This is a genomic window from Aeromonas aquatilis (assembly GCF_054052405.1).
This window is the reverse complement of sequence record NZ_JBSTYP010000005.1, coordinates 1-24,031: the sequence shown is the minus strand read 5'-3', so window position 1 is coordinate 24,031 and position 24,031 is coordinate 1. Positions and strand designations below refer to the sequence as shown.

Sequence of the window (24,031 nt, the reverse complement as noted above, 5' to 3'; positions counted from 1 at the left end):
TGATCTGGATAGGCTTCTAGGTAGTTTTTGGTTGATGTTTGCGCGATCGAATTCCGTTTTATTGACATTTGTTGGTGTTTGTGTGCTTTTGTGGTGCCAAGCCACAAATGGATGCAAATGATGCCAAGCAAGCGAGAGTGCAAGGAAGAGTGCAGGGAGTTGGAGCACAGGGTACGCGAAAGCGTGCTGCAACAAGGGGTTGCCCGGGGTGTACTGGTGACGCTCTGGTTAGGGATTGCCGCCAGTCCGCTGCTGTTGCTGGTGGCCGCGATTATGTTGTTGGGTTGGCTGTTACTCGGTGATCAGGGGTTGCTGCACTACTGGCAGTCGCTGTTGCTGGTGGGTGGGGTAACGGGGGCGCTCGTTGGCGGCTGGCTGGCGGAGCGGGTTCGCCAGCGCCACGGTTTGCTGGCCTTCTATGCCCGGTTGATGAACAACCCGGAGCTCAATCGTTAGTTAACGCTGGCTGTTTGCCGAGCGCAGCAGAACGGAATCGAATAGCGGCTAACTGGCAGCAGGTGACAAGGACACAACGCCAAGGTCGACAAGAAGAGGGATAAGCATTTGTGGTGCTTATCCCTTTTTCATCCACGCTTTTCACTGTCATCTATGTGAATTGCAGTTCGCCACAGCTGACTTTCGCCGCGACACTGTAATTTTTATCTTTTGTTGATGTCGATAGCTGTCAAGCTGGCTTAACAGAGCTGGCGGCGCAGACCGGTCGCCTCGAGGACCTTGGCGCTGATCTCCTCCACCGAGTGGGAGCTGGTATCGAGGAAGCGGATCGCCTCCTGGCGAAACAGTCGCTCCACGCAGGCCAGCTCCTGCTCGCACTGTTCGATGGAGGAGTAGCGGCTGTTGGCACGGCGCTGGTTACGGATCTCGTGCAGCCGCTGCGGCGCTATGGTGAGGCCAAACAGCTTGTGACGGTTGGCCTTGAGGGGGGCGGGTAGCTCCAGCATCCCCATGTCTTGCTCGATAAAGGGGTAGTTGGCGGCACGAATGCCGAACTGCAGCGCCAGATAGAGGCTGGTGGGGGTCTTGCCGCAGCGGGAGACCCCGATCAGGATGATGTCCGCCTCGTCGTACTCTTTGGTGGTGATGCCATCGTCGTTGGCCAGCGCAAAGTTGACCGCCTCGATGCGATCGTCATAGAGCTTGCGGTTCTCCATGCCGTGGGTGCGGTGGAGGCGGGGCTCGGCTTTGACCCCCAGCTCCTGCTCCAGTGGGCTGACGAAGGTATTGAGAAAGTCGTGGCCGCACGCCTCCGATTTGAGCACCTCTTCCCGTACCAGCGGGTCGACGATGGTGTGAAACAGGATGGGGCGTACCCCAGTCTGGCGAAACTGCTCGTCGATCCGCATCCGTACCTGACGGGCTTTCTCCTGTGTCTCCACAAAGGGGATAGTGATCTGCTCGAAGGCCAGCGGAAACTGGCTCAGTACCGCGTGGCCGAACACTTCGGCGGTGATGGCGGTGCCGTCTGAAACATAAAATACGGTGTGCACGTAGGGCTCCTGTGATACCGCGGGTGGGGTCGCATGGGGTAAGGGGTGAGAAGTATCTCCCGAAACCATACCAGTTTTGTCAACCGGTCTGCTGTGCCCAAGTTGTGAAGTGGCTTGCAAACCTGAATCGTTATCTTTTTGTGTCGCCATTGTAGAATGTTCCGGTCATTCGACCATCCCCAACTCTTGCTCGGGGATTTTTTTGAAAACCAGTAGAAAACGTTTTCATGGTCATTGGCAACAAAAGAAACAGACAATAACGCACCTGACTTACCCATAACCTCATCGATTAAATCGGGCGCACGAGGTGCTATGGCATCGGTGCCCACCAACCTGGAGACATCCAAGTGCAACAGTACGTGCTCTGGTACGAACAACTCGGAATGCAGGACGTAGAACGAGTTGGCGGCAAGAACGCATCCCTTGGCGAGATGATCAGCAACCTCTCTGGCGCCGGTGTATCCGTGCCGGGGGGCTTTGCCACCACCGCCTTTGCGTTTAACGAGTTTCTGGAGTCAAGCGGCCTCAACGGCAAGATCCACCATCTGCTCGACAATCTGGACGTGGACGATATCGCCGCCCTCAACCGGGCCGGTCAGCAGATCCGCGACTGGGTGATCGACGCCCCGTTCCAGCCCGAGCTGGAGCAGGCTATCCGGGTTGCCTATGAGAAGTTGAGTGCCGGTTTGGGTGATGGCATGAGTGCCTCGTTTGCGGTGCGCTCCTCCGCCACCGCCGAGGATATGCCGGACGCCTCCTTTGCCGGCCAGCAGGAGACCTTCCTCAACGTACGTGGCATCGATGCCGTCATGACGGCAGTCAAGCATGTGTTTGCTTCTCTGTTCAACGATCGCGCCATCTCCTATCGGGTGCATCAGGGCTACGACCACAAGGGCGTTGCCCTCTCGGCCGGGGTGCAGCGGATGGTGCGTTCCGATCTCGCCGCCTCCGGCGTCATGTTTACCCTGGATACCGAGTCGGGCTTCAACGACGTGGTCTTTATCACCGGAGCCCATGGTCTTGGCGAGATGGTGGTGCAGGGGGCGGTCAACCCGGATGAGTTCTATGTGCACAAGCCGACCCTCAAGGGGGGCCGCCCGGCGGTGGTGCGCAAGACGCTTGGATCCAAGCTTATCAAGATGACCTATTCCGGCGATGCCAGCCATGGCCGTCAGGTGCAGATCGTCGACACCAATGAGGCCGAGCGTAGCCGCTTCTGCATAAGCGATGAAGAGGTGATGGCGCTGGCGAAGCAGGCCCTCATCATTGAGCAGCACTATGGCCGCCCGATGGATATCGAGTGGGCAAAGGATGGTCAGGATGGCCAGCTCTATATCGTGCAGGCACGCCCGGAAACCGTGCGCAGCCGTCAGGAGGCCAACACCCTCGAGCGTTTTGCCCTCAAGCAAGCGGGCAAGGTGCTGATCGAGGGACGAGCCATCGGCCACAAGATTGGCGCGGGCCCGGCGCGGGTCATCTCCTCCATCAGCCAGATGGACGAAGTGCAACCCGGCGATGTGCTGGTCACCGACATGACCGACCCGGACTGGGAGCCCATCATGAAGCGGGCCTCCGCCATCGTCACCAACCGGGGTGGCCGCACCTGTCACGCCGCCATTATCGCTCGCGAGCTGGGCATTCCGGCGGTGGTGGGCTGTGGCAACGCCACCGACCATATTCAGCCGGGCCAGCGGATCACCGTCTCCTGCGCGGAAGGGGATACCGGTTTTATCTATGACGGCGAGCTGGACTTCGACGTGGCAGTGACCGAGGTGGGCAATATGCCACGCCTGCCCATCAAGATCATGATGAACGTCGGCAACCCGGACCGCGCTTTCGACTTTGCCCAGTTGCCCAATGCCGGGGTAGGGCTGGCGCGCCTTGAATTCATCATCAACCGGATGATCGGCGTGCACCCCAAGGCCTTGCTGGAGTTTGACCAGCAAACCCCAGAGCTGCAGGCCACCATCGCCAAGATGATCGCCGGTTACGACAGCCCGCGTGAGTTCTACGTGGCCAAGCTGACCGAGGGGATCGCCACTCTGGGCGCTGCGTTCTGGCCGGAGCGGGTGATCGTGCGGATGTCGGACTTCAAGTCCAATGAGTACGCGAATCTGGTGGGCGGCCGTGGCTACGAGCCCCACGAGGAGAACCCGATGATCGGTTTCCGCGGTGCGTCGCGCTACATCGCCGACAGCTTCCGCCCCTGTTTTGCCCTCGAGTGCGAGGCGATCAAGCGGGTGCGCGATGTCATGGGGCTGACCAACGTCGAGGTGATGATCCCCTTCGTGCGCACCGTGGGCGAGGCGGAGCAGGTGATCGACATCCTGGCCGAGAACGGTCTGCGCCGTGGCGAGTGGGGGCTCAAAGTGATCATGATGTGCGAGATCCCGAGCAACGCCCTTCTGGCAGACAAGTTCCTCGAGCACGTGGACGGCTTCTCCATCGGCTCCAACGACATGACCCAGCTGACGCTTGGACTTGATAGGGACTCGGGGCTTATCGCCCACCTGTTCGACGAGCGCAACGAGGCGGTCAAGGCGCTGCTGGCTATGGCCATTGCTGCCGCCCGCAAGGCGGGCAAGTACGTGGGGATCTGCGGTCAGGGCCCATCTGATCATCCGGACTTCGCCGCCTGGCTGGTGGAGCAGGGGATCGATTCGGTGTCGCTCAACCCCGATACCGTGGTCGATACCTGGCTCTATCTGGCGGAGCAGCATGGCCGCAAGTAAGCCGCTGTCTTGGCAAGCAGAATAGAAAGGGGGCCATGATGGCCCCCTTTGTTATCCCGCTGACGAGACTTATTTTGGTTGACGCTCGGCCCCCGACAGCTCGATCTGTACCTTCACCCCCTCGCTCTGTAGCTTGGTTGCGATGGCGTTGAGATCGGTGCCCGATTTAGCCTCCAGCAGGGCGATGCCGCCGCTGCTCTGCTTGAAGTTCAAGCCGTGGCACGTCGCCAGCGCCTTGGCTGTGGCATCGTCAGCTTCCACCAGCAGGGTTCCGCTGACGGTGAGCTCGGGGCTGGCCGCCCCCTGCATCAATACGTCGCCGCGGCGCAGGCTTTGCTGCGGCACTTTGTCATCCAGACTGCGGGCTACGCGCTTCTTGCTGCCGTTGTCGGGAATGAGGTAGGTCTGGCCGTTCACCTCTATGGTGCTGTACTGCTTGCCATCCATGGTGACGGACTCCTCGGCGCAGAGCTGTCCCGAGAGGGGGGCCAGCAGGGTTGCCAGAAGCAAGGTAACAGGTTTGTTCATGGTAATACTCCTAGCGTGTTAGCTGCGATTGGCATCGTGACCCAGAACCCGCAGGGACCATGAGATCAGCTTGCCCGGTTGACGGTTGTTGCGCTCGGTCAGGGTGGTGCGCTCCCTGGTCTTGCGATTGAGCAGAGAGACCTGACGGGTACCGTTGGCAACGTCGGTTACCTCCAGTCGCCACTGGCCTTCGGCCGATTCACCGTAAAACTTGTGGGAGAGCAGGCGCATGTCACGCAATCCCTTGGTGCGCACAAAGCCCAGCTGCTGCTGGTCGAGTGATTGGCCGACCAGGCTGTTGAAAGGGCTCAGCAGGATACTGCGGGTGCCGGCGGGGGAGACCAGTTCGATCAGAAGATCAGGCAGACGCTGGTGATCCAGGCTCACCATCACCTGAACCGCTTCTACCGTCAATGGTGTCGCGATGCGGGTTGTTGAGCTGGTCGGGCTGTTGCCCACATCCGCAATGGCGGCGGCATTGCCGGTGACATTGATCTTCTGCCATGGCAGCTGCACCAGCGGGGGGAGGGGCTGGTGATTGGCTGCCAGCTCAAGGGCCTTGTTGACGTCGATCAGACCGAAACCGTAAGTCGGGCTGAACCACATGCCGGCGGCATTGCGCTCCCACCCTTCCAGCCCTTTCACGTCGCGCACCTTGCCGGTGCTGCTGGTGTAGCTGACCATCACGGGCTGATGTTTGGCGTCGACCCGGGTAGCGCTGCGCGCCAGCAGATCCCGAAAATCGCGTACTGACAGATCCGGGTAGGCGGACATCAGCAGTGCCATGGCGCCCGAGGTGCTGGGGGTGGCGGAGGAGGTGCCGTTCATCACGCCGTTGTAGTCGCAACTGGCATCCAGTTGCGGGTTGCCGTGCAACCGGTTGGTGCGGGGATCGTCGGTGCGGTTGTAGCCCATATCGCAGCCGGGCAGATCCGTGGTCACCATGGCGGGAGAGTCGGTACCGTACTCGCCGCCGGTGGCGCTCAGGAAGACGTTGCTGCCGACGCTGGAGTAGGAGGATCTGACGCCATCTGCGTTGAGCGCGCTCACCACCAAGTTCCAGAAGTTGCTGTTTGAGGGGTCGATGTTGCTGTTCTCAAACGGCAATTTGGGGCCGTTGCCGGTGCGATTGAGCACATAGCCGCCCGCCGCTATCTTGTTGAAGCCGTTGCCAGCAGCCTTGATATAGGCGGCGCTCTGCGCCTTGAGGGTTTGCTGTTCGAACAGGCGGTCGAGCTGGGCCTGATCCAGATCGTTGGCCGGACGGGGATCGACCAGGCTCATACCATAGCTCTGGTTGAACACCCGGTTATCGCGGCTGGCATCGCTGTCGCCAAGGGCGTAGAGCCAGTCTTTCTGCAACTGCTGGCTGTTGTCGTCCAGCAGGTTGAACCCCTGCAACTGGGCCCGCGGGGCTATCCCCTTGGTGCCGATGGCGTTGTCTACCGCCGCTATGATGCCGGAGACCGAAGTGCCGTGGGCCGTATCCGCATCAGTCGGGGTCGGGTCATCGCTGCCGGTCACCACGTTTTTTGAGCCCGGACGGACGTTTTCCGCCAGATCCGGGTGGGCGATAGCCAAGCCATCATCCACCACGGCCACATTGACTCCCTGGCCCAGCACACCGGTGCGATGTGCCCACCAGAGGTTGAGGTCGTTGCCTGCTACGCCACCACGGGCGCTGAATCCATCCTGGCCGCTGTTGAGCAGATACCACTGCTGATCCTGCAGCGGGTTGATGCCGGGCAGACAGCGTTTGCTGCTGCGGCCAGTATCCAGTCCAGCTTCCTTGCCGGTCAGGGGGGCACAACTTTCATTTGCCTGAACAGATGCAACTGGCAGCGCCGACAGCAGTGCTGTGATCGCCAGTGCTAACGATGTTTGCTTCATTATTTTTAAACTCCATCTTATAGAACACCTTCCTGGGTGCGACGGAAATCTATACACGGGCGATGGAGATTCAAAAAGAGCCTTTTCCAAAAAGCGTAACGAGGTTCAAAGAAATCTGATTCGGTTTATGGTAGGTATTCCAATGACGCTTTTTATGTGTTCTATTGAGAATGGTTCTCACTGCTCATTACTGATCTTTTTATCTGTAATTCACTCTCTCGTGACTCTCCTTCGCCGCTGCCATCCCGATTCGGGGCAATCCCGAAGGGGGCGTCGTGCGCTCTTGAAAGTGAACGGCATGGTGGCGTGTGCCAATGTGAGTGCTGGTATGCGTTCGGGTGAGACTGCAAGGGGGATGAGGTGGGGGTGGTCAGCGGTTTATTGCTTGGCGGCGGTGGATGGCTCTGTTATGGTAATTTAAATAGCCGTTTGGATGGCTAGATTGCTGTGGTGTAAAGGGCGTTGCCTCTGAGGACAAGCCCACCGCAGTCCCATATTTTGATGCGTACCTGACAGGGAGTCCCTATGCTGTTTCGTTCCTTCTTACCTTCTTCTTGCACTGCTTCCTTGCGCGCCGCTGCTGGCGCCAGCACCTTTATTGCCGCGATGGCGGTAGGGATCCTCTCTTTTTCCGCGGTTGCCGCCGATGCCCCCTTGCCGACCAAGCAGGAGATCGTGATTGGCACCACGGTGGGGGATTTTGCGGACATGGTGACCGACTCCGTCAAGCCGCAGCTGGAGGCCAAGGGGTATAAGGTCAAGCTGGTGGAGTTCACCGACTATGTGACTCCCAATATTGCTCTGGCTGACGGATCACTGGATGTGAACTGCTTCCAGCACAAACCCTATCTGGAGAGTTTTGCCAAAGATCGCGGCTTGTCGCTGGCGCCCATTACCCAGGTGCCAACCGGTCCGATGGGACTCTATTCCGGCAAGCTGGCAGCACTCGACAAGGTGAAAGAGGGGAGCACGGTGGCCATCCCCAACGATCCCACCAATCAGGCGCGGGCGCTGCTGATGCTGCAGGATCTTGGTTGGCTCACTCTCAAGGAGGGGATAAACCCGCTCAAGGCGAGCGAGTTTGATGTGGTGAACAATCCGCACAATCTCAAGCTGGTACTGCTGGAAGCCGCGCAGTTGCCCCGCTCGCGGGAGGATGTGGATTTTGCGGTGATCAACGGTAATTTTGCCGCCTCCAGCGGAATCCCGTTCAGTGAAGGACTGTTTCTGGAACGCAGCTACGATTTTATCAACTGGGTTGTGGTGAAAAGCGCAGATGCGGACCAGCCTTTTGCCAAAGATGTGGCGGCGGCCTACAACTCGGCGGCTTTCAAAGCCTATGCAGCCAAGCGTTTCGTCGGCTACAAGTACCCGCAAGGGTGGGGTGGCTAACAGTCGTGAACGTGGCACGGCTATACAACGAAAAACGCCCCGAATTCGGGGCGTTTTTTATGTTATCAAGCCATCAACGGGCGCTTCACTGGTTGCGATAGAAGCGGTTCAGCTCGTTCATCACCTGGATCATGGCGCCCATATCCGGGGTGCCGTGCTTGATCGGGCGATAGCTGTTGCGCTCCAGCAGTTCGAAGTCACCCTGCTTGTTGAAGTGGGTGATGGTGTCCCCTTCATAGATGGCGAAGTCATTCTGATCCCCGGCCAGCAGCCAGTTGCGCGGGCTGGTATCAAACAGCGAGCGGCCAACGCTGTAATCGCGCGCCGGATTGCGCACGCCCAGCATCCCCTGCATCAGGGTCGGCGCCAGATCGAAATGGCTGCTTGGTTGTTCCCGAACGTCACTGCCGCGCCCCGGCCAGGCCAGTACCAGTGGTACCTGTACCTGATAGGGTGAGTAGTTGCTGCCTGCGCCCCAGCTGTTGCTGCGGGTGTCGTTGAACTCCTGACCGTGGTTGGAGGTGATGACGACGATGGTGTTGCTGTCCATCCCCTGCGACTGCAATTTGGTCAGCATCTGCTCAAGCAACTGGTCGGTATAGAAGACCGAGTTCTTGTAGCGGTTTTCCAGTTTTTGCAGGTTCTCCGCCCGATAGGCGGTCGCCGGATTGAAGTTGGCAAGCTCCGGTTGGAACGGCCCCTTCATGGTGGCGGGCAACTGGTAGTCGCCGGGGCTCGAGAGATAGACCAGCGAGAACCAGGGGCGCTCGGGAGAGCGCTTCTCCAGCCACTGTTGCCAGTCGGTCAGCAGCTTGCCATCGTCACTCTGCTCTGAGACAAACACCTGTTTGCGCAGACCGGCGAGGATGCTCTTGCGATACTTCTGGGCATCTTCCATCGCGCCGAACAGCCCGAACTGGTAATCCTGGCGCAGCATCTCGTCGAACAGCACCGGCGGACGCTTGTCGCTGCTGATGTCCTTGTAGTAGTGACCGGGCAACCCGTAGAAGAGGCTGAACATGCCCATCAGGTCGTCGTTGCCGCCACTCAGGTGATTGCTGAACGTCAGATGCTGATCCGCATAGCGCTGCAGATTGGGCATGTTGATGTTGTTGAGCATGTCAAAACGCAATGAGTCGACCACCACAATCAGCAGATTGCTGTGAGTCAGGGGGGCGTTGACGTTGAGCGGGCGCAGTGGGTAGTGCATCCGGCTGTCGCTGTTATCACCCTGGGAGGCCGCCTGCTTCTCGTACTGATCCAGATCCAGCCAGCCATGTTTGGCCAGGAAGGAGCGGGCCGTCATGGGGTAGGAGAGGGGGAAGTTGGCTCTCTGCATGGTGATGGGCTGATAGAGGGTCGCATCCGCCCAGCTGTTGACCACGTGGGTCAGAATAAAGCAGATCAGCAGGGCCAGCCCCACCTGATTGCCGTACTGGCGGCGCTTGCGCTTGTTGATCTTGCGCCAGACATAGGCCGACAGCAGCAGTTGCAGCAGGAAGATGGTGGGCACGGCAACGAAGATGATGCTCCAGATTGAGCCCTCTTCGGTTTGCGCCTGATCCAGCAGCAACTGCCATACCTGACTGTTGAGGTGGAACTTGAACAGCCGGAATACCTGGGTGTCGATCAGCAGCAGCACCAGCGCCAGGGTGGCGATGATGGCCGAGATGAACCGCAACGACTTCTCCTTGGGCAGCACGAAGCTGAGCGGGAAGATCGTCAACAGGTAGGTGACAAAACTCAGAAACGAGAAGTGGCCAATCCAGCTTACAACGAGATAGATCACGCCAAGCGTGGTCGATGGCCAGCTGATGGCACCCAGATAACGGGTGGCGATGAGCATGGCCAGAATAATGTTGAAGAAGGAGAACCAATGCCCCCAGGTGATCAGGCGAGAGACATTATCACGATAGGGGTTACCGGTTTCGACCATAGTGATCCATCTGCGTTGAGAAACGTCAAATCAACAGAGTCGGGGACTCAGTGTGCGTCGTGGCGATTATCGACCGATGCGGTCAGGGCCTGGACAAACTTTTCAGTGATGGCCTGGCGCTGGGCCGGTGCCATACCGTTGATGATGTTGGTGGTCAGATTGCCAAGCACCATAAGGCTGAGATCTACCGGCGCTTTATGCTTTTCCAGCGCGGTGATCAGGTCGTTCATCAGGGCGTCAAATTGCTCGTTATTGTACTTTGATACGATAGGCATAATCTTCAGTTCATCTCGGTTCAAAGCGCCTTATAATACTTCACCCTTTCGGCTAACACTATGGCTTTGTGACATGAGTCTCGATATCGACAAGATCATTCTTCACTCCTTGCGCCAGGGCGGCGATGGTCAACCCCACGCCGATACCCGCAGCCAGACCCTGCCCCCTGATGAGGCGGTACAGGGACTGATGGCGGAACTGCATCGGATCTACAACGGCAAGGGCGGCAAGGGCTTTGGCTTCTTTGCTGACCCCGAGGCCGCCGTCGCCGAGCTGGCCGACGGTATCGATGCTCCCAAGCAGCCTTCACCCGCGTTTCGTATCGCCCTCGAACAGCTGCTCGACGAGCAGACCGAATTCGTCCCCTTCTCGGTCACCGTGACCCAGATGCTGGTCAAGCAGCTGGTGGAGCACGCCCTCGATGAGCAAGGGGTGCTGCTGTTTGCCAAATATAACTACGTCGGGGTCGATTATCTGCTGATTGCCCTGCTGGAGGGCAAGGAGAGCGTCACCGTCAGCGAAGCGCTGGAATTGCGCCATATCCAGTATCTGGATATCGGCAAACTCAATCTGGTGGCCCGCATTGATTTGACCGAATGGAAAACCCAACCTGATTCGCGCCGCTATATCACCTTCAGCAAGGGGCGCATTGGTCGCAAACTGGGCGACTTCTTTATGGATCTGCTGGGTGCCCGCGAGGGCATGGATGCCAAGGTACAAAATAAAGGCTTGCTGCAGGCGGTCGAAGATTATTGCGACAGTCGTCAGCTCGAACCGACCGAGCGCAATGACTATAAAAAGCAGGTCTTCAAATATTGCACCGAACAGGCGAGCGCCGGTGAAGAGATCGAAATCAAGGAGCTGTCTGCAGAACTTTCCGCAAAAGATGCTGGCGACGGTGACCTCGATTTTTACAGCTTTATTGGTCAGGAGTATGAGCTGGAAGAGCGCTTCCCGGCGGATCGCTCTACTCTGCGTGGTTTGACCAAGTTTGTTGGCTCCGGCGGCGGTCTGACTCTGAGCTTTGAGCAGAAGCTGTTGAACAGCCGGATCTTTTACGACCCCCAGACCGACACCCTGACCATCAAGGGTGTGCCGCCCAATCTCAAGGATCAGCTGCTGCGCCAGTCGTAGTCATGCTCCCGAGTGTGATCAAGTCGTCATTTCTGGCAAAAAGAGACTCCGCCCCGGCGGGGTCTCTTTTTTATTGCGCCCGGGCAGACCTCGAAACTGGCGCGGTACTTTGTTAACAAATCAAACAAAATAAACCATCTGAAAGGGTTTTCATTGAGGTGAAAACCCTTTCATTCATGAAATTTTATTTCATTTTGGTAATTATTATTCTGTGGTTGTCTGGAATTAAGCCGATAAATGGCCGTAATTCCCTGAAATAAGAAAATGTTTTCAAAACTTTCTGGAAGGAAATACGTAATTGCATTTCAAAAATGCGAGTTGCGTCATGTGAGCCGTTTGCCGCTTGGGATAATATTCATCTCGCACACAATGCTCTTACAGCGCGGAACTAATACAAGGAAAGGCTCATGAAAAAGAAATTGCTGTCATCCCTGATCGGTCTGGCCACTCTTGGCGTCGCTTGCTCTGCTACTGCTGCCATCGATGAAGGCCAGCTGACCATCTGGATCAACGGTGACAAGGGATACAACGGTCTGGCTGAAGTGGGTAAGAAGTTTGAAGCAGAAACCGGCATCAAGGTGACTGTGGCTCACCCGGATCAGGTTGAAGTGAAATTCCAGCAAGCCGCCGCCACTGGCAACGGCCCGGACATCTTCTTCTGGGCTCACGACCGTTACGGTGAGTGGGTCAAAGCCGGTTTGCTGGTTCCGGTAACGCCAAACGCTGCCACCAAAGGCAAATTTGAACAGCTGGCATGGGATGCCATGACTGTTGATGGCAAAACCTATGGCTACCCGGTTGCCATGGAAGCGGTCAGCCTGATCTATAACAAAGACCTGCTGCCCGAGCCGCCGAAAACCTTCGAAGAGATCGCCAAGATTGACGAGACTCTGAAGAAAAACGGCAAGCGCGCCATCATGTGGGCTTATGACACCCCGTACTTCAGCTATCCGCTGGTGGCTGCCAACGGTGGTTACGCCTTCAAGAAAACCGCTACCGGTTATGACGTCAAAGATACCGGCGTGAACAACGCAGGTGCCAAGATGGGCGTGGGCTACATCTCCGAGATGATCAAGTCCGGCCACCTGGAAAAAGGCATCGACTACGGTGTGATGGACGCCAAGTTCAACAAGGGCGAAGTGGCCATGATGATCAACGGTCCCTGGGCCTGGAGCAACCTGGACAAGAGCGGCATCAAGTACGGCGTAGCGCCGCTGCCGACCCTGAACGGCAAGCCGGCCAAAGCCTTCGTTGGCGTACTGGGTGCCACCATCAACGCCGCCAGCCCGAACAAGGATCTGGCTATCGAGTTCCTGGAAAACTACCTGCTGACCGATGCCGGTCTGGCGCCGGTTAACGCCGACAAGCCGCTGGGTGCCGTTGCGCTGAAATCCTTCCAGAAGACCCTGGAATCCGATCCGCACATCAAGGCCACCATGCAAAACGCTCAGGCTGGCGAGCCGATGCCATCCGTTCCCGAGATGAGCCGTTTCTGGTCTTCCTTCGAAACTGCCCTCAAGAACGTGACCTCCGGTCGTCAGGGTGTTGACGAAGCACTGGATACCGCTGCCAAGCGTATCGTTCAGTAAGCACGCACTACCCGGGAGGCCGTCATGGCCTCCCACTCTCTCAAATCTCTCTTGGCGTTATAAAGGTTAATTGGCATGGAAGTAGTACCTTCTGTTGAGTCCTATGCCGGTCCGAAGGATAAGCACACTTGGCTTAAGTGGACCATAGCGGCCCTGGTTGCCATCCTCAACGGCTACGCAGCCGTGATGATGTACGCCAGTGGCGAGTGGGTATTCGCGCTGCTGGATCTGGTGGTGGTTTCCGTCGGTCTGTATGTCTTCATGAACAAGAAGACCTATGCCCATCGCTACATCTTTCCGGGTGTTGCGGGCATGGTTGTGTTTATCATCTTCCCTCTTGCCTACACCATTGGCATCGCCTTCACCAACTATTCGGGGTCCAACTTGCTCTCCGTGGAGCAGGCGCGGGACTACCACCTGAAGAAAACCTACAAGGTGGCGGGCGGTGAATTCGATTTTACCCTGCTGGGTGGCGACAACGGCCAGTTCCAGCTGCTGCTGACACAGGATGATCAATCCTTTATCAGCCAACCTGTTTCCCTGATGACCAACAAGGCCCGTGAGCTGGCGTCCCGCGAGGGCCGTGTGCAGAACACCCAGCAAGTGGTCGAGCTGCAGCCCTTCACTGGCGAAGCGGCCAGCAAGGCCGCACCGATCCGCGCCATTGTTGAGCATCGTACTCACCTGAGTGACCTTGATCTGGTACTGCCGGATGGCGGTACCCACCTGACCCTGAGCAGCCTGCGCAAGTTTGCCGCCCAGAAGCAGCAATACATCCGCTTGGTTGATGGTATCAAGCTCGACTCCGGCGTGGTGATCAAAGACAGCAACTTGCTGCGTGATACCCAGAATGGCCAGCTGATGCTGCCCAATGGCGAGAGCGGCTTCTATCAGTACATCGACGAACAGGGTCAGTTTGTCGGCAAGGGTATTGCTCCGGGCTTTGTGGTCAGCGTCGGTTGGAAGAACTTCGCGCGCATCGTCACCGATCCGGGCATCCAGTCACCCTTCCTGCAGATCTTCATCTGGACCGTGATCTTCTCAACCTGCTCCGTCGCCTTCACCTTGGCTATCGGCATGGTGCTGGCCTGTCTGGTGCAGTGGGAAGAGCTCAAGGGGCGCGGTTTCTATCGGGTCATGCTGATCCTGCCCTATGCGATCCCGGCGTTTATCTCCATCCTGGTGTTCAAGGGGTTGTTCAACCAGAACTTCGGTGAGATCAACATGTTCCTGGAAGCAGCGTTTGGCATCAAGCCGGACTGGTATACCAACCCCTTCCTGGCCAAGGTGATGATCCTGATTGTCAACACCTGGCTCGGCTACCCCTACATGATGATCCTCTGCATGGGCCTGCTCAAAGCCATTCCGGAAGATCTCTATGAAGCGTCAGCCATGGACGGTGCCGGTCCGGTGCAGAACTTCTTCAAGATCACCGTGCCGCTGTTGATGAAGCCGCTGACACCGCTGTTGATTGCCTCGTTCGCCTTCAACTTCAACAACTTCGTGCTTATCCAGTTGTTGACCAACGGTGCGCCCGACATCATCGGGGCCAGCACCCCAGCCGGTACCACCGACTTGCTGGTGAGTTATACCTACCGGATTGCGTTCCAGGGATCGGGTGGTCAGGACTACGGTCTGGCCAGTGCCATCGCCACAGCCATCTTCCTCATCGTGGGTGCGCTGGCGCTGCTCAACCTGAAATTGTCCAAAGCCGACAAGCAGCTGTAAGGAGGCTTCAACATGGCAATCGTACAACCCAAATCAGTCAAATACCGGGTGTGGGCAACCCACCTGGTCATGTGGGGCTTCCTGGCGCTGATCATCTTCCCGTTGATCATGGTTATCGCCATCTCGTTCCGTAACGGTAACTTCGCAGTAGGGGAGATCATCCCCTCTAATCCGACCCTGGATCACTGGAAGCTGGCGCTGGGCATGTCCATCACCAACGCCGACGGCAGCATCACGCCGCCGCCGTTCCCGGTGCTGACCTGGTTGTGGAACTCCATCAAGATCGCCGGCATCACTGCTCTGATGATCGTGACGCTCTCCACCACCTGTGCTTACGCCTTTGCCCGCCTGCGTTTTCGTGGCAAGTCCACCATCCTGCAGGGTATGCTGATTTTCCAGATGTTCCCGGCAGTGCTGGCACTGGTAGCCATCTACGCGCTCTTTAACAAGATTGGTGACTACATCCCCTGGCTCGGTCTCAACACCCACGGTGGCCTGATCCTGGCGTACATGGGGGGGATTGCCCTCCACGTCTGGACCATCAAGGGCTACTTCGAGACCATCGACTCCTCCCTGGAGGAGGCGGCGGCCATCGACGGTGCAACCCCGTGGCAGGCATTCCGTCTGATCCTGTTGCCCCTGTCTGTGCCCATCCTGGCGGTAGTGTTCATTCTGGCCTTTATCGGTTCCATTACCGAGGTGCCCATGGCCTCCATCCTGTTGCAGGATGTGAACAATCTGACCCTGGCGGTCGGGGCCCAGCAGTACCTCTATCCGCAGAACTATCTGTGGGGTGATTTCGCGGCGGCCGCAGTGCTCTCCGGTTTCCCCATCACAGTGGTCTTCCTGTTGGCACAGCGCTGGTTGGTTGGCGGTCTGACTGCCGGTGGTGTGAAAGGTTAAGTTTATGGCCGGGGGAGCTGACTCCCCCCGCTATCACGATTTGCAAAGATTCAAGAGCGGAGCTCGTCATGGCTGAAGTAGTACTCAACAACGTTCGCAAAAATTACGATCCGGCTGTTCACAAGGACACCCTGCGCAACATCAACCTCTCCATCAAGGAGGGCGAATTCATCGTCTTCGTCGGCCCGTCCGGCTGTGGCAAATCCACCCTGCTGCGGATGATCGCGGGTCTGGAAGACATCACCAGCGGTGAGCTGACCATCGGCGGTCGCTACATGAACGACGTGCCGCCGGTAGAGCGCAACGTCGGCATGGTGTTCCAGTCCTATGCCCTCTATCCGCACATGAACATCTACGAGAACATGGCCTTTGGTCTGAAGCTCAAGAAGATGGACAAGGAGAATATCCACAAGCGGGTGATGCGCGCCGCCGAGATCCTGGGTCTCGAGCCGCTGCTGGACAGAAAGCCCAAGGCGCTCTCCGGTGGTCAGCGTCAGCGGGTCGCCATCGGTCGCAGCATAGTGCAGCAGCCGCAGGTGTTCCTGTTTGACGAACCGCTCTCCAACCTGGATGCCGCCCTGCGGGTCAAGATGCGGATCGAGATCGCCAAGCTGCACAAAGAGCTTAACTCCACCATCATCTACGTGACCCACGATCAAGTGGAAGCGATGACCCTGGCCGACAAGATTGTGGTGCTGAGCCCGCTCAAGGCCGAGGCTGCTACCAACCTGGAGCAGTTCGGTTCACCGCTGGATCTCTACCACAACCCGGACAACAAGTTCGTGGCGGGCTTTATCGGCTCTCCCAAGATGAACTTCCTGGCGGGCGAGTTGCTGGAGATTGGCGAGCAGGAGTGCCTGGTCAAGTTGACCTCTGGCGATACCGTGCGTGCCCGGGTCGATGCCCGCAGTGGCGCTGTGGGTGACAAGGTGGAGCTGGGCATTCGCCCCGAGCACCTGATGCCGCTGGATCACCCCCATGCACACAGCAAGGTGAGCGGGATCGTGCAGGTGGCCGAGCACCTGGGCGCCGAGTCCTTCGTTTATATGGATGTGGATGGTCACGACTTTACCGTCAAGGCTACCTCGGATGTGGATGTGGCGACCGGTCAGACCTACAGCGTGGGTATCCCGGCCGAAGCCTGCTACCTGTTCGATGCCAAGGAGCAGGCGTTTCCCCGGACCGCCAAATATATCCGTACCTGATTTTTTGTTGTGCTGGTTTTCCTTTCTTAATAATCAATGCCTTTTTGCCGGTCGTCAGACCGGCTTTTTATTGCCTGCGATTTGAACATGCAGATAGGCAAGGTAACCCGGTTCAAGCCTCGAGTTCGGCGGTAATATCGGGCACAAAGGTCTGGCTGGCCAGCGGCGGGCGCTCATACCCTTCGGTTTTGATGGGGGGGAGCTTGAGGGGCTCATAGTGGATCGTCTCGTAGGGCACCTTGCCCAGCAGATGAGTGATGCAGTTGAGGCGGGCACGGCGTTTGTCATCTGCCTCCACCACGAACCAAGGACAATCCTCGGTGTCGGTGTAGGTGAACATGTCATCCTTGGCGCGGGAGTATTCCACCCAGCGCGAGCGGGATTGCAAATCCATCGGGCTGAACTTCCAGCGCTTGATGGGCGTATTTATCCGCTCCTTAAAGCGCTTCTCCTGCTCCTCGTCGCTGACCGAGAACCAGTATTTGATCAAGGTGATGCCGGAGCGGATCAGCATCCGCTCGAACTCGGGGCAGGCGCGCAGAAACTCGCGGTACTCCCCATCGCTGCAAAAGCCCATCACCCGTTCGACGCCTGCCCGGTTGTACCAGGAGCGGTCAAACAGCACCATCTCGCCAGCGGCGGGCAGGTGGGCCACATAACGCTGAAAGTACCACTGGGAGCGCTCCCGGTCGGAGGGGGCGGGCAGCGCCGTGACCCGGCAGACCCGGTGGTTGAGCGGTTCGGTAATCGCCTTGATGACGCCCCCTTTACCGGCGGCGTCGCGTCCCTCGAACAGTACCACTACCTTCAATCCCTCCTGCTTGACCCACTCCTGCAGCTTGACCAGCTCCTCCTGCAGATGGGCAAGGTGGTGCTCGTAGCACTTCTTGTCCAGACGTGGCCGCTTCTTGCTCTTCTCCTTCGCCATGGGCTTCTCCTTTTGGCATCCTTTCATGGGTGACTTCTTTGAGTCACTGCCAGCTTGCACCAGAGAGGCGTCACCTGCCAAGGGGGACGTGATACACTGCCCGCCCATCGCTGGCAACAGGAGATAACATGAAGCATTTTATGGAGATAGCGGGCCGCCGGATGGCCTATCTGGATGAAGGGCAAGGGCCGGTACTGCTGTTTGGCCACAGCTATCTGTGGGACAGCGCCATGTGGGCGCCGCAAATCGAGGCGCTCAAGGGCAGCTATCGCTGCATTGTTCCCGAGCTGTGGGGCCACGGTGATTCCGACCTGCTCCCCGAAGGTGGCTGCACCCTGGCGACTCTGGCGCGGGATCACCTGGCGCTGCTCGATGCCCTCGGGGTCAACGAGTTCGTGTTGGTGGGTCTCTCCATCGGCGGCATGTGGGGTGTGGAGCTGGCGCGCATGGTGCCAAACCGCCTTAAGGGGCTGGTGCTGATGGACAGTTTTGTCGGCCTGGAACCGCAGATCACCTGCGAGCGCTACCTCGGCATGCTGGCGATGATCGAGCAGCTCGGCACCGTACCGGCGCCCATCATCGAACAGGTGGCGCCGATCTTCTTTGCCAGCCAGCCTGATGAGGCGCTGATGAGTGGTTTCAAGGCGCGTCTGGCCGCTTGGCCAAACGAGAAGATTGCCGCCATGGTGGCGGTGGGCCGCAGCTTTGTGACCCGCGAAGATCGTATCGAGTGGCTGGAGGAGATCACCACTCCCGCGCTGGTGATGACCGGCTGCGAAGACAAGGCCCGTCCGGTGCTGGAGGGCTATCTGATGGCCGAGGTGCTGGGTTGCCCGTTCAGGGAGATCCCGATGGCTGGCCACATCTCGTCGCTGGAAAATCCGTCCTTCGTCAATCAGCAACTGACCGAGTTTCTGGCGGCGCTGTAAGCCTGAACTGGCAGCCTGAGTAGGCTGTACTACCAGCCTGATGATGGTCGTGAAAAAGGGAGCCGAGGGCTCCCTTTTGTTTGGTCGTGTCTCACTGTTCAAGACTCATAACCGTTACCAGATATAGCCCAGCGCAAAACCCGCATAGAGCTCGCCATCGTGCTGGACGATGGGGCTGTTTTTGATGTCCCGATCATACCATTCGTAGTTCATGGCAAACATGCCAATCCAGTTGGGGCTGAAGCGGTAGCTGGTGATGAGGGTCGCCATCGGGGAGAGGGTGGTGCCGGTATCCCAGGCGGGTCGTTGGGCGGTTGCTTCGTTCTCGGAGATGCCGCCGAAGTAGTAGTTGGCCATCTTGTCGCTGCGCAGCATCAGTCCCATTCCCGGCATGATCAGCAGGTTGTCGCGTAGGATGGGGAAGTCGGCCCACAGCAGCAGCTCCTGCCCCTTGCTGCGGCCGGTGACATCGCTGTTGGCCCGCACGGTCAGCAGGGCATAGGGGGTGATGATGTTGCCACCGATCCCGCCTTCCAGCTGCCATTTTCGCTGCTCCATACCACTGAAAGCGGGCGAGTCCTCGGGATCCAGATTGCCAAAACGGACCCGGCCATAGCCGTAGAGGGCCACGTTATCATCCTTGTGGAAGTAGTAGCGGGCCCGATCCCCCAGAAACATGAATTGCTTGCCGAAGTAGATAAAGCCCGGGATGGCGTAGGTGGCATTATCCTGCGCTTCATAACGGGCCTGTCCCCCGATGAGCGCCGCTCCGGCGACAAAGCCCTGTGGCACCGGGCTGGTAGGGCTGTCGCTGGTGAGTAGATCCATGGCGCCAAGATCGATATCGGCGCGGGCGGGCATGGCGGCAGCGAGGAGCAGGGCCGTCAGCCCTGCCGCTCTGATTTGACGAAAAAAGGTCATGGACACTCCGTTGTCACGATTGCAGGGGAAGCAGGTTATTTTGCGGCACTGGGCATCTCTTCACGTTTTGGCCAGGCATTGATCACCGCCTTGACCAGGGTGGCGAGGGGAATGGCGAAGAAGACTCCCCAGAATCCCCACAAGCCGCCGAAGACCAGCACGGCGATGATGATGGCGACAGGGTGGAGGTTGACCGCTTCCGAGAAAAGCACCGGTACCAGCAGGTTGCCATCGAGAGCCTGAATGACCAGATAGGCCACCATCAGCCAGGCGAACTCGGGGGTGAGCCCCCACTGGAACAGGGCGACCATGGCCACCGGCACCGTCACCACGGCAGCGCCGATATAGGGGATCAGCACCGAGAAGCCGACTGCGACCGCCAGCAGCACCGAGTAGCGCAGTCCCATCAGGGCGAAGGGAACATAGGTGGCGATGCCGACGATGAGGATCTCGATCACCTTGCCGCGGATGTAGTTGATGATCTGGTTGTTCATCTCGACCCACACCCGGTTGACCAGGGTGCGGTTGCGCGGCAGGAAGCGGCGCAGGCTGCCCATCAGTACCCGCTTGTCTTTGAGCATAAAGAAGACCATCAGCGGTACCAGAATGAGGTAGATCATGATGGCGACCACGTTGACCAGCGAACTGAGGGAGGCGCTCACCAGATGCTCGCCGCCACTGAGGATGCGCTGGCGAATATTGTCGATGACGGTCTCCACCAGACTGACGTCGATGAGCTCGGGGTATTTGTCAGGCAGGGTGCGCACATAATCCTGCGCGTGGGTCAGCATGGCCGGCGCCTCTTTGGCCAGATTGATCCCCTGACTGACCAGCGTTGGGATAAGACCCAGCAAGGAAGCCACCGCCACCGCAAGAAAGAGGATCAGAATGACGCTGGTGGCCAGGGTGCGCGACAGCCCCGCTTTTTGCAGCCGGGCGACCGGCCACTCCAGCAGATAGGCCATTACCAGCGCTACCAGCAGGGGGGCCAGCAGATCGCCAAACAGCCAGATGATGGTGAAGCAGAACACCAGCAACAGGAACAGGGTAACGGCATCGGGATCGGAAAAACGGGTCTGATACCAGCGCTTCAATACTTCTAACATGACGGCATCCTTACATCACTGGGGCTCAAGATGGTTGCTTCGCCCCGACAACCAACTGCAAAGAGAGGGTATTGTCCGGTTGTTGCTGCATCTCGACATGGTGGCCCTGACGGTGCAGATAGGCCGGAATATCCTGCCGGGAGCCCGCATCGGCCAGCCGTATGGTGACGGTTTGACCGGTTTTGGCCTCCCTTAACCAGAGCTTGAGCCGGATCAGCGGCTCGGGGCAACGCCAGGGGGTCAGGTCGAGAATTTCCATGGGGGCTCCATCAGGCAGGTGGCCGCTATTATGGCCGTGATAAGAGCGTGAAACAACGCTTGTAGCCCTTGATGGGCAAGGGTATTCTGCCGAGGCCCTTTCTGATGGAGATAGAGATAACGTGGCACGTTTTTCCCCCCTGATGGCATCGCTTCCCCTGCTGGCTTCCCTGATGGGCGCCACGTTTCATGCCGAGGCCAACAATCAGCTTCCCGACATCGGCACGGCCGGGGTGGCGGCCCTGCCCATCGAACAGGAAGTGCGTTACGGCAACGCCTTTATGCGCTTTGCCCGTGCGGGTCTGCCGATCATCGATGATCCGGTGCTGAGCCAGTACATTGACGATCTGGGTCAGCGACTGCTGACCAACGCCGATGGGGTGCGTTTCCCGTTTACCTTCTTCCTCATCAATGATCCCACCATCAACGCGGCCGCCTTCCTCGGCGGGCGAGTCAAGGTGCACACTGGCCTCTTCCTCTACGCCGACAGCGAGAGCGAGCTGGCCTCGGTACTGGCCCACGAAATCACCCACGTGACCCAGCGCCATATCGCCCGTTATATGGAAGCGCAGGCGAGCAGCTCGGCGGTGACCCTGGCCGGTCTGGTGGGCTCCATCGCGCTGGCGGTGATCAACCCGACTGCCGGTATCGCTGCGTTGCAGACTACGCTTGGCCTCTCCATGCAGTCGGCCATCAACTACACCCGCGACAACGAATATGAAGCGGATCGCATCGGCATGAAGACCCTCTATGATGCCGGTTTCGATCCCATGGGGATGGCCAATTTCTTCCAGAAACTGGCTGCCGAATACCGTTACGCCAGCAAGCCGCCGGAAATGCTGCTCACTCACCCGCTGCCGGAGACCCGGATCAGCGAGGCCCGCGCTCGGGCGGGCAGCTATGGCCGCCGCGACTTGCCGCCCAGTCTCGACTTCTGGCTGGCCAAGGTGCGGATTCAGGTCCGTTTTGGTACCGATACCCCGCAGGGGCTGCTGAGTTACTTCGATAGCCGGATCCAGAAGGGGGATTATCCGCTCAAGGATGCCGCCATCTATGGCAAGGCGCTGGCGCTGATCCAGCTCAAGCGCACCGACGAGGCGGATACCCTGATGCAGGAGCTGGCGGCCCGTCATCCGGAAGATCTCTTTATCGTCGATGCCCAGACCGACATCGATTTGGCCAAGGGGCGCAGTGCCCAGGCCATCGCGCGCCTCGAGAAATTCCGCAGCCGGATGCCGGATAACGAAGTGGTGGTGGTCAACCTCGGCAACGCCTACCTCGAGAGCGGCAACTACAAGAAGTCCATCGCCATCCTCGACCCCTATGCCCGTGCCCACGAGGAGAACAATCTGGCCTGGAACCTGCTGGCCGATGCCTATCGCAAGGCGGGCAGAATGACCGAGCTGCATATGGCGCGGGCCGAGATGCTCGCGCTGCGCGGGGATTATCAGGCGGCCATCGACGAGCTGATCGTGGCGCGCGGTACCACCAGCGACCGGATGACCCTGGCTCGTCTGGAGGCGCGCATCACCGAGCTGGAGCGGGCCAAGAAGGATCTCGACAGCCTCAAGGGCTAACGAAACCTGGCATTGGCCTATCAAACAAGGGCGCACTCTGGTGCGCCCTTGTTGTTTATGGCGGTGGCGTTGATGTGGGGGACGATGATAGTAGCGATGGGCTAGTGGCTCAGGCGGCTGGCGGTCGCCTTGAGCATCTCGATCTGCTGCTGGTCGAGCTCGCCGACCAGCGTCTGCTTGAGCTTGCCCTCACTATCGAGCAGGTAGCTGGTAGGCAGGCCGCTTGGGCGAGGGAAGGGGAGCCTGGCATCTTCATTGGCAATAAGGAGGGGCACCTTGATGTGGTACTGCGCAGCCAGTTTGTCCAGCTCTGCTGGGGTGGTCGGGTCGTAGTTGATCGCCACCACGGCGATCTCTCCCTCGGCAGCCAGCGCGTTGAGGTGCGGCATCTCCCGCAGGCAGGGGGCGCACCAGGGGGCGAAGTAGTTGACCAGCAGCGGCTTGCCGGCAAAGTGGTCAAGAGCCACCGTTTGCCCCGCTGCGTCGGTAAATTCGGGGGCGGGCGTGCAGGCGCCCAGCAGGCCAGCCACAATCAGCCAACAAATTCGTTTCAATTCCTTTCCACTGCCGCTTACCCTGACCATCACTTTCCCCTACAATAGCGCCGTTTCTAGTCCCATCTTGCGATTAATCAGGGAGTTACCATGAGTGAGACCCAAATCTACCACAATCCGCGCTGCTCCAAGAGTCGCGAAACCCTGGCCCTGCTGGAACAGCACGGGATCGCCCCTGATGTGGTGCTCTATCTGGAGCAGGCCCCGAGCGAGGAGGAGATCCGCAAGCTGCTGACCCTGCTTGGCTTTAGCGACCCGCGCCAGCTGATGCGCACCAAGGAAGATCTCTACAAGGAGCTGGGCCTCGGTGAAGTGAATGGCGACGCCCTTATTCGTGCCATGCACCAGCATCCCAAGCTGATCGAGCGTCCCATCGTCATCAAGAATGGTCAGGCCCGGATCGGTCGCCCGCCGGAGCAGGTGCTGGAGATCCTCAAGTGAGCACCCGCTTTGCGCGCCTGCTGACCCTGGTCGGCTTCTTTGGTCTGCTGGGCTGGGTCATCCTCTGGCATCTGTGGCTCTCGCCCCATCCGGACCTCAACCCCTGGCTGCTGCCGGTGATCTGGACGGTGCCGCTGCTTTTCCCCCTCAAGGGGATAGTGCAGGGCAACCCCTATACCCACGCCTGGGGCAACTTCGTGCTGATGCCCTACTTCCTCCATGCCCTCACCCTGATCACCACGGATGAGGGGGAGCGGTGGCTGGCGGTGGTGGAGCTGGTCTTCACCACTCTCGCCTTTGTCGGCACCATCTATTACGCCCGACTGCGTGGTCGGGAGCTGGGCTTAAGCATTCGCAAAAAGAAAGACGAAGCCAACTGATGACAAACGCCCCGCAAGGGGCGTTTCAGACTGCTGACAAACCCCTGGACGCCGATCCCGGGGTTTGATCTAATTGCTGCATGGTCAATAAATGGACTGCACCATGCTCAGAGAAC

Annotated in this window: 22 protein-coding genes; 12 read left to right on the top strand and 10 right to left on the bottom strand. The window is 58.7% G+C overall.

Translation table 11 applies throughout. From position 1 onward, the window contains the following. The first annotated feature begins 117 nt into the window (after window positions 1-117). Complete coding sequence (locus ACW5W8_RS02930) at window positions 118-456, top strand: hypothetical protein (RefSeq protein WP_498626333.1); 339 nt, start codon at window positions 118-120, stop codon at window positions 454-456. A 239-nt stretch (window positions 457-695) separates the two neighbouring features. Here ACW5W8_RS02930 and ppsR read toward each other — a convergent pair whose 3' ends face one another. Continuing rightward, window positions 696-1,508, bottom strand: a complete 813-nt coding sequence (gene ppsR, locus ACW5W8_RS02925) for a posphoenolpyruvate synthetase regulatory kinase/phosphorylase PpsR (protein ID WP_033136363.1) — start codon at window positions 1,506-1,508, stop codon at window positions 696-698. A 347-nt stretch (window positions 1,509-1,855) separates the two neighbouring features. Between ppsR and ppsA the strand changes: the two genes are divergently transcribed. Beyond that, window positions 1,856-4,240 (top strand): phosphoenolpyruvate synthase, encoded by a 2,385-nt coding sequence (ppsA, locus tag ACW5W8_RS02920; protein WP_498626331.1) that lies wholly within the window; start codon window positions 1,856-1,858, stop codon window positions 4,238-4,240. A 69-nt stretch (window positions 4,241-4,309) separates the two neighbouring features. On the opposite strand, the gene ACW5W8_RS02915 is transcribed toward ppsA, so the two are convergent. Together ACW5W8_RS02915 and asp are read right to left on the bottom strand one after the other, a co-directional pair. Beyond that, complete coding sequence (locus tag ACW5W8_RS02915) at window positions 4,310-4,768, bottom strand: serine protease chaperone (protein WP_498626330.1); 459 nt, start codon at window positions 4,766-4,768, stop codon at window positions 4,310-4,312. A gap of 18 nt (window positions 4,769-4,786) precedes the next feature. Beyond that, entirely contained in the window at window positions 4,787-6,658 is a 1,872-nt protein-coding gene (gene asp / locus ACW5W8_RS02910; RefSeq protein WP_498626329.1) for a serine protease Asp, read from the bottom strand. Window positions 6,659-7,264: 606 nt separating this feature from the next. On the opposite strand from asp, the gene ACW5W8_RS02905 reads away from it, so the two are divergent. Continuing rightward, window positions 7,265-8,050: a MetQ/NlpA family ABC transporter substrate-binding protein gene (locus tag ACW5W8_RS02905; RefSeq protein WP_498626397.1), complete on the top strand. Its 786-nt coding sequence runs from the start codon at window positions 7,265-7,267 to the stop codon at window positions 8,048-8,050. A gap of 85 nt (window positions 8,051-8,135) precedes the next feature. On the opposite strand, the gene ACW5W8_RS02900 is transcribed toward ACW5W8_RS02905, so the two are convergent. Together ACW5W8_RS02900 and ACW5W8_RS02895 are read right to left on the bottom strand one after the other, a co-directional pair. Further along, on the bottom strand, window positions 8,136-9,986 hold the full coding sequence (locus ACW5W8_RS02900) for a DUF3413 domain-containing protein (RefSeq protein WP_498626328.1): 1,851 nt from the start codon (window positions 9,984-9,986) through the stop codon (window positions 8,136-8,138). A 47-nt stretch (window positions 9,987-10,033) separates the two neighbouring features. Next, on the bottom strand, window positions 10,034-10,261 hold the full coding sequence (locus tag ACW5W8_RS02895) for a YejL family protein (RefSeq protein WP_005333874.1): 228 nt from the start codon (window positions 10,259-10,261) through the stop codon (window positions 10,034-10,036). A gap of 73 nt (window positions 10,262-10,334) precedes the next feature. Between ACW5W8_RS02895 and yejK the strand changes: the two genes are divergently transcribed. The 5 genes from yejK to ACW5W8_RS02870 all read left to right on the top strand — a co-directional run bounded on the left by yejK (window position 10,335) and on the right by ACW5W8_RS02870 (window position 16,821). After that, window positions 10,335-11,396 (top strand): nucleoid-associated protein YejK, encoded by a 1,062-nt coding sequence (gene yejK, locus ACW5W8_RS02890; RefSeq protein ID WP_498626327.1) that lies wholly within the window; start codon window positions 10,335-10,337, stop codon window positions 11,394-11,396. Between the two features lie 407 nt (window positions 11,397-11,803). Then, the gene (gene malE / locus ACW5W8_RS02885) at window positions 11,804-12,985 is read left to right on the top strand and encodes a maltose/maltodextrin ABC transporter substrate-binding protein MalE (RefSeq protein WP_033137215.1); all 1,182 of its coding nucleotides are present in this window, start codon (window positions 11,804-11,806) and stop codon (window positions 12,983-12,985) included. A 75-nt stretch (window positions 12,986-13,060) separates the two neighbouring features. Then, complete coding sequence (gene malF / locus ACW5W8_RS02880; protein WP_498626326.1) at window positions 13,061-14,713, top strand: maltose ABC transporter permease MalF; 1,653 nt, start codon at window positions 13,061-13,063, stop codon at window positions 14,711-14,713. Between the two features lie 12 nt (window positions 14,714-14,725). Next, window positions 14,726-15,616 carry a maltose ABC transporter permease MalG gene (gene malG / locus ACW5W8_RS02875; RefSeq protein ID WP_005333868.1) on the top strand — a complete coding sequence of 297 codons (891 nt, stop codon included), beginning with the start codon at window positions 14,726-14,728 and terminating at the stop codon, window positions 15,614-15,616. A 68-nt stretch (window positions 15,617-15,684) separates the two neighbouring features. After that, entirely contained in the window at window positions 15,685-16,821 is a 1,137-nt protein-coding gene (locus ACW5W8_RS02870) for an ABC transporter ATP-binding protein (protein WP_005333867.1), read from the top strand. 112 nt (window positions 16,822-16,933) lie between these two features. Here ACW5W8_RS02870 and ppk2 read toward each other — a convergent pair whose 3' ends face one another. Continuing rightward, entirely contained in the window at window positions 16,934-17,749 is an 816-nt protein-coding gene (ppk2, locus tag ACW5W8_RS02865; RefSeq protein WP_498626324.1) for a polyphosphate kinase 2, read from the bottom strand. Window positions 17,750-17,877: 128 nt separating this feature from the next. On the opposite strand from ppk2, the gene ACW5W8_RS02860 reads away from it, so the two are divergent. Further along, entirely contained in the window at window positions 17,878-18,678 is an 801-nt protein-coding gene (locus ACW5W8_RS02860; protein WP_498626323.1) for an alpha/beta fold hydrolase, read from the top strand. Between the two features lie 114 nt (window positions 18,679-18,792). Here ACW5W8_RS02860 and ACW5W8_RS02855 read toward each other — a convergent pair whose 3' ends face one another. From ACW5W8_RS02855 to ACW5W8_RS02845, 3 genes are read right to left on the bottom strand one after another with little or no spacing between them, the layout of a single operon-like run. Beyond that, window positions 18,793-19,599 (bottom strand): MipA/OmpV family protein, encoded by an 807-nt coding sequence (locus tag ACW5W8_RS02855; RefSeq protein ID WP_498626321.1) that lies wholly within the window; start codon window positions 19,597-19,599, stop codon window positions 18,793-18,795. Between the two features lie 35 nt (window positions 19,600-19,634). Then, window positions 19,635-20,705 (bottom strand): AI-2E family transporter, encoded by a 1,071-nt coding sequence (locus tag ACW5W8_RS02850; RefSeq protein WP_498626320.1) that lies wholly within the window; start codon window positions 20,703-20,705, stop codon window positions 19,635-19,637. Window positions 20,706-20,730: 25 nt separating this feature from the next. After that, entirely contained in the window at window positions 20,731-20,964 is a 234-nt protein-coding gene (locus ACW5W8_RS02845) for a sulfurtransferase TusA family protein (RefSeq protein ID WP_159143544.1), read from the bottom strand. Window positions 20,965-21,085: 121 nt separating this feature from the next. On the opposite strand from ACW5W8_RS02845, the gene bepA reads away from it, so the two are divergent. Then, window positions 21,086-22,540: a beta-barrel assembly-enhancing protease gene (gene bepA / locus ACW5W8_RS02840; RefSeq protein WP_005352930.1), complete on the top strand. Its 1,455-nt coding sequence runs from the start codon at window positions 21,086-21,088 to the stop codon at window positions 22,538-22,540. Between the two features lie 101 nt (window positions 22,541-22,641). Here bepA and ACW5W8_RS02835 read toward each other — a convergent pair whose 3' ends face one another. Continuing rightward, on the bottom strand, window positions 22,642-23,124 hold the full coding sequence (locus tag ACW5W8_RS02835) for a TlpA family protein disulfide reductase (protein WP_498626318.1): 483 nt from the start codon (window positions 23,122-23,124) through the stop codon (window positions 22,642-22,644). Between the two features lie 60 nt (window positions 23,125-23,184). Here ACW5W8_RS02835 and arsC point away from each other — a divergent pair, with 60 nt between their 5' ends. Together arsC and ACW5W8_RS02825 are read left to right on the top strand one after the other, a co-directional pair. Next, window positions 23,185-23,535: an arsenate reductase (glutaredoxin) gene (arsC, locus tag ACW5W8_RS02830; protein WP_498626316.1), complete on the top strand. Its 351-nt coding sequence runs from the start codon at window positions 23,185-23,187 to the stop codon at window positions 23,533-23,535. Beyond that, window positions 23,532-23,915, top strand: a complete 384-nt coding sequence (locus tag ACW5W8_RS02825; RefSeq protein WP_019445364.1) for a DUF2069 domain-containing protein — start codon at window positions 23,532-23,534, stop codon at window positions 23,913-23,915. The genes arsC and ACW5W8_RS02825 overlap by 4 nt, the downstream gene beginning before the upstream one ends. Window positions 23,916-24,031: the final 116 nt, after the last annotated feature.

Excerpts from the sequence above, each read along its gene's own strand:
- ACW5W8_RS02845 (WP_159143544.1), bottom strand. The coding sequence starts at position 20,964 with ATGGAAATTCTCGACCTGACCCCCTGGCGTTGCCCCGAGCCGCTGATC.
- ACW5W8_RS02835 (WP_498626318.1), bottom strand. The coding sequence starts at position 23,124 with ATGGTCAGGGTAAGCGGCAGTGGAAAGGAATTGAAACGAATTTGTTGG.
- ACW5W8_RS02930 (WP_498626333.1), top strand. The coding sequence starts at position 118 with ATGATGCCAAGCAAGCGAGAGTGCAAGGAAGAGTGCAGGGAGTTGGAG.
- yejK (WP_498626327.1), top strand. The coding sequence starts at position 10,335 with ATGAGTCTCGATATCGACAAGATCATTCTTCACTCCTTGCGCCAGGGC.
- ppk2 (WP_498626324.1), bottom strand. The coding sequence starts at position 17,749 with ATGGCGAAGGAGAAGAGCAAGAAGCGGCCACGTCTGGACAAGAAGTGC.
- malF (WP_498626326.1), top strand. The coding sequence starts at position 13,061 with ATGGAAGTAGTACCTTCTGTTGAGTCCTATGCCGGTCCGAAGGATAAG.
- ACW5W8_RS02855 (WP_498626321.1), bottom strand. The coding sequence starts at position 19,599 with ATGACCTTTTTTCGTCAAATCAGAGCGGCAGGGCTGACGGCCCTGCTC.
- ACW5W8_RS02870 (WP_005333867.1), top strand. The coding sequence starts at position 15,685 with ATGGCTGAAGTAGTACTCAACAACGTTCGCAAAAATTACGATCCGGCT.
- malG (WP_005333868.1), top strand. The coding sequence starts at position 14,726 with ATGGCAATCGTACAACCCAAATCAGTCAAATACCGGGTGTGGGCAACC.
- malE (WP_033137215.1), top strand. The coding sequence starts at position 11,804 with ATGAAAAAGAAATTGCTGTCATCCCTGATCGGTCTGGCCACTCTTGGC.
- ACW5W8_RS02900 (WP_498626328.1), bottom strand. The coding sequence starts at position 9,986 with ATGGTCGAAACCGGTAACCCCTATCGTGATAATGTCTCTCGCCTGATC.
- arsC (WP_498626316.1), top strand. The coding sequence starts at position 23,185 with ATGAGTGAGACCCAAATCTACCACAATCCGCGCTGCTCCAAGAGTCGC.
- ACW5W8_RS02895 (WP_005333874.1), bottom strand. The coding sequence starts at position 10,261 with ATGCCTATCGTATCAAAGTACAATAACGAGCAATTTGACGCCCTGATG.
- asp (WP_498626329.1), bottom strand. The coding sequence starts at position 6,658 with ATGAAGCAAACATCGTTAGCACTGGCGATCACAGCACTGCTGTCGGCG.
- ACW5W8_RS02905 (WP_498626397.1), top strand. The coding sequence starts at position 7,265 with ATGGCGGTAGGGATCCTCTCTTTTTCCGCGGTTGCCGCCGATGCCCCC.
- ACW5W8_RS02860 (WP_498626323.1), top strand. The coding sequence starts at position 17,878 with ATGAAGCATTTTATGGAGATAGCGGGCCGCCGGATGGCCTATCTGGAT.
- ACW5W8_RS02850 (WP_498626320.1), bottom strand. The coding sequence starts at position 20,705 with ATGTTAGAAGTATTGAAGCGCTGGTATCAGACCCGTTTTTCCGATCCC.
- ACW5W8_RS02915 (WP_498626330.1), bottom strand. The coding sequence starts at position 4,768 with ATGAACAAACCTGTTACCTTGCTTCTGGCAACCCTGCTGGCCCCCCTC.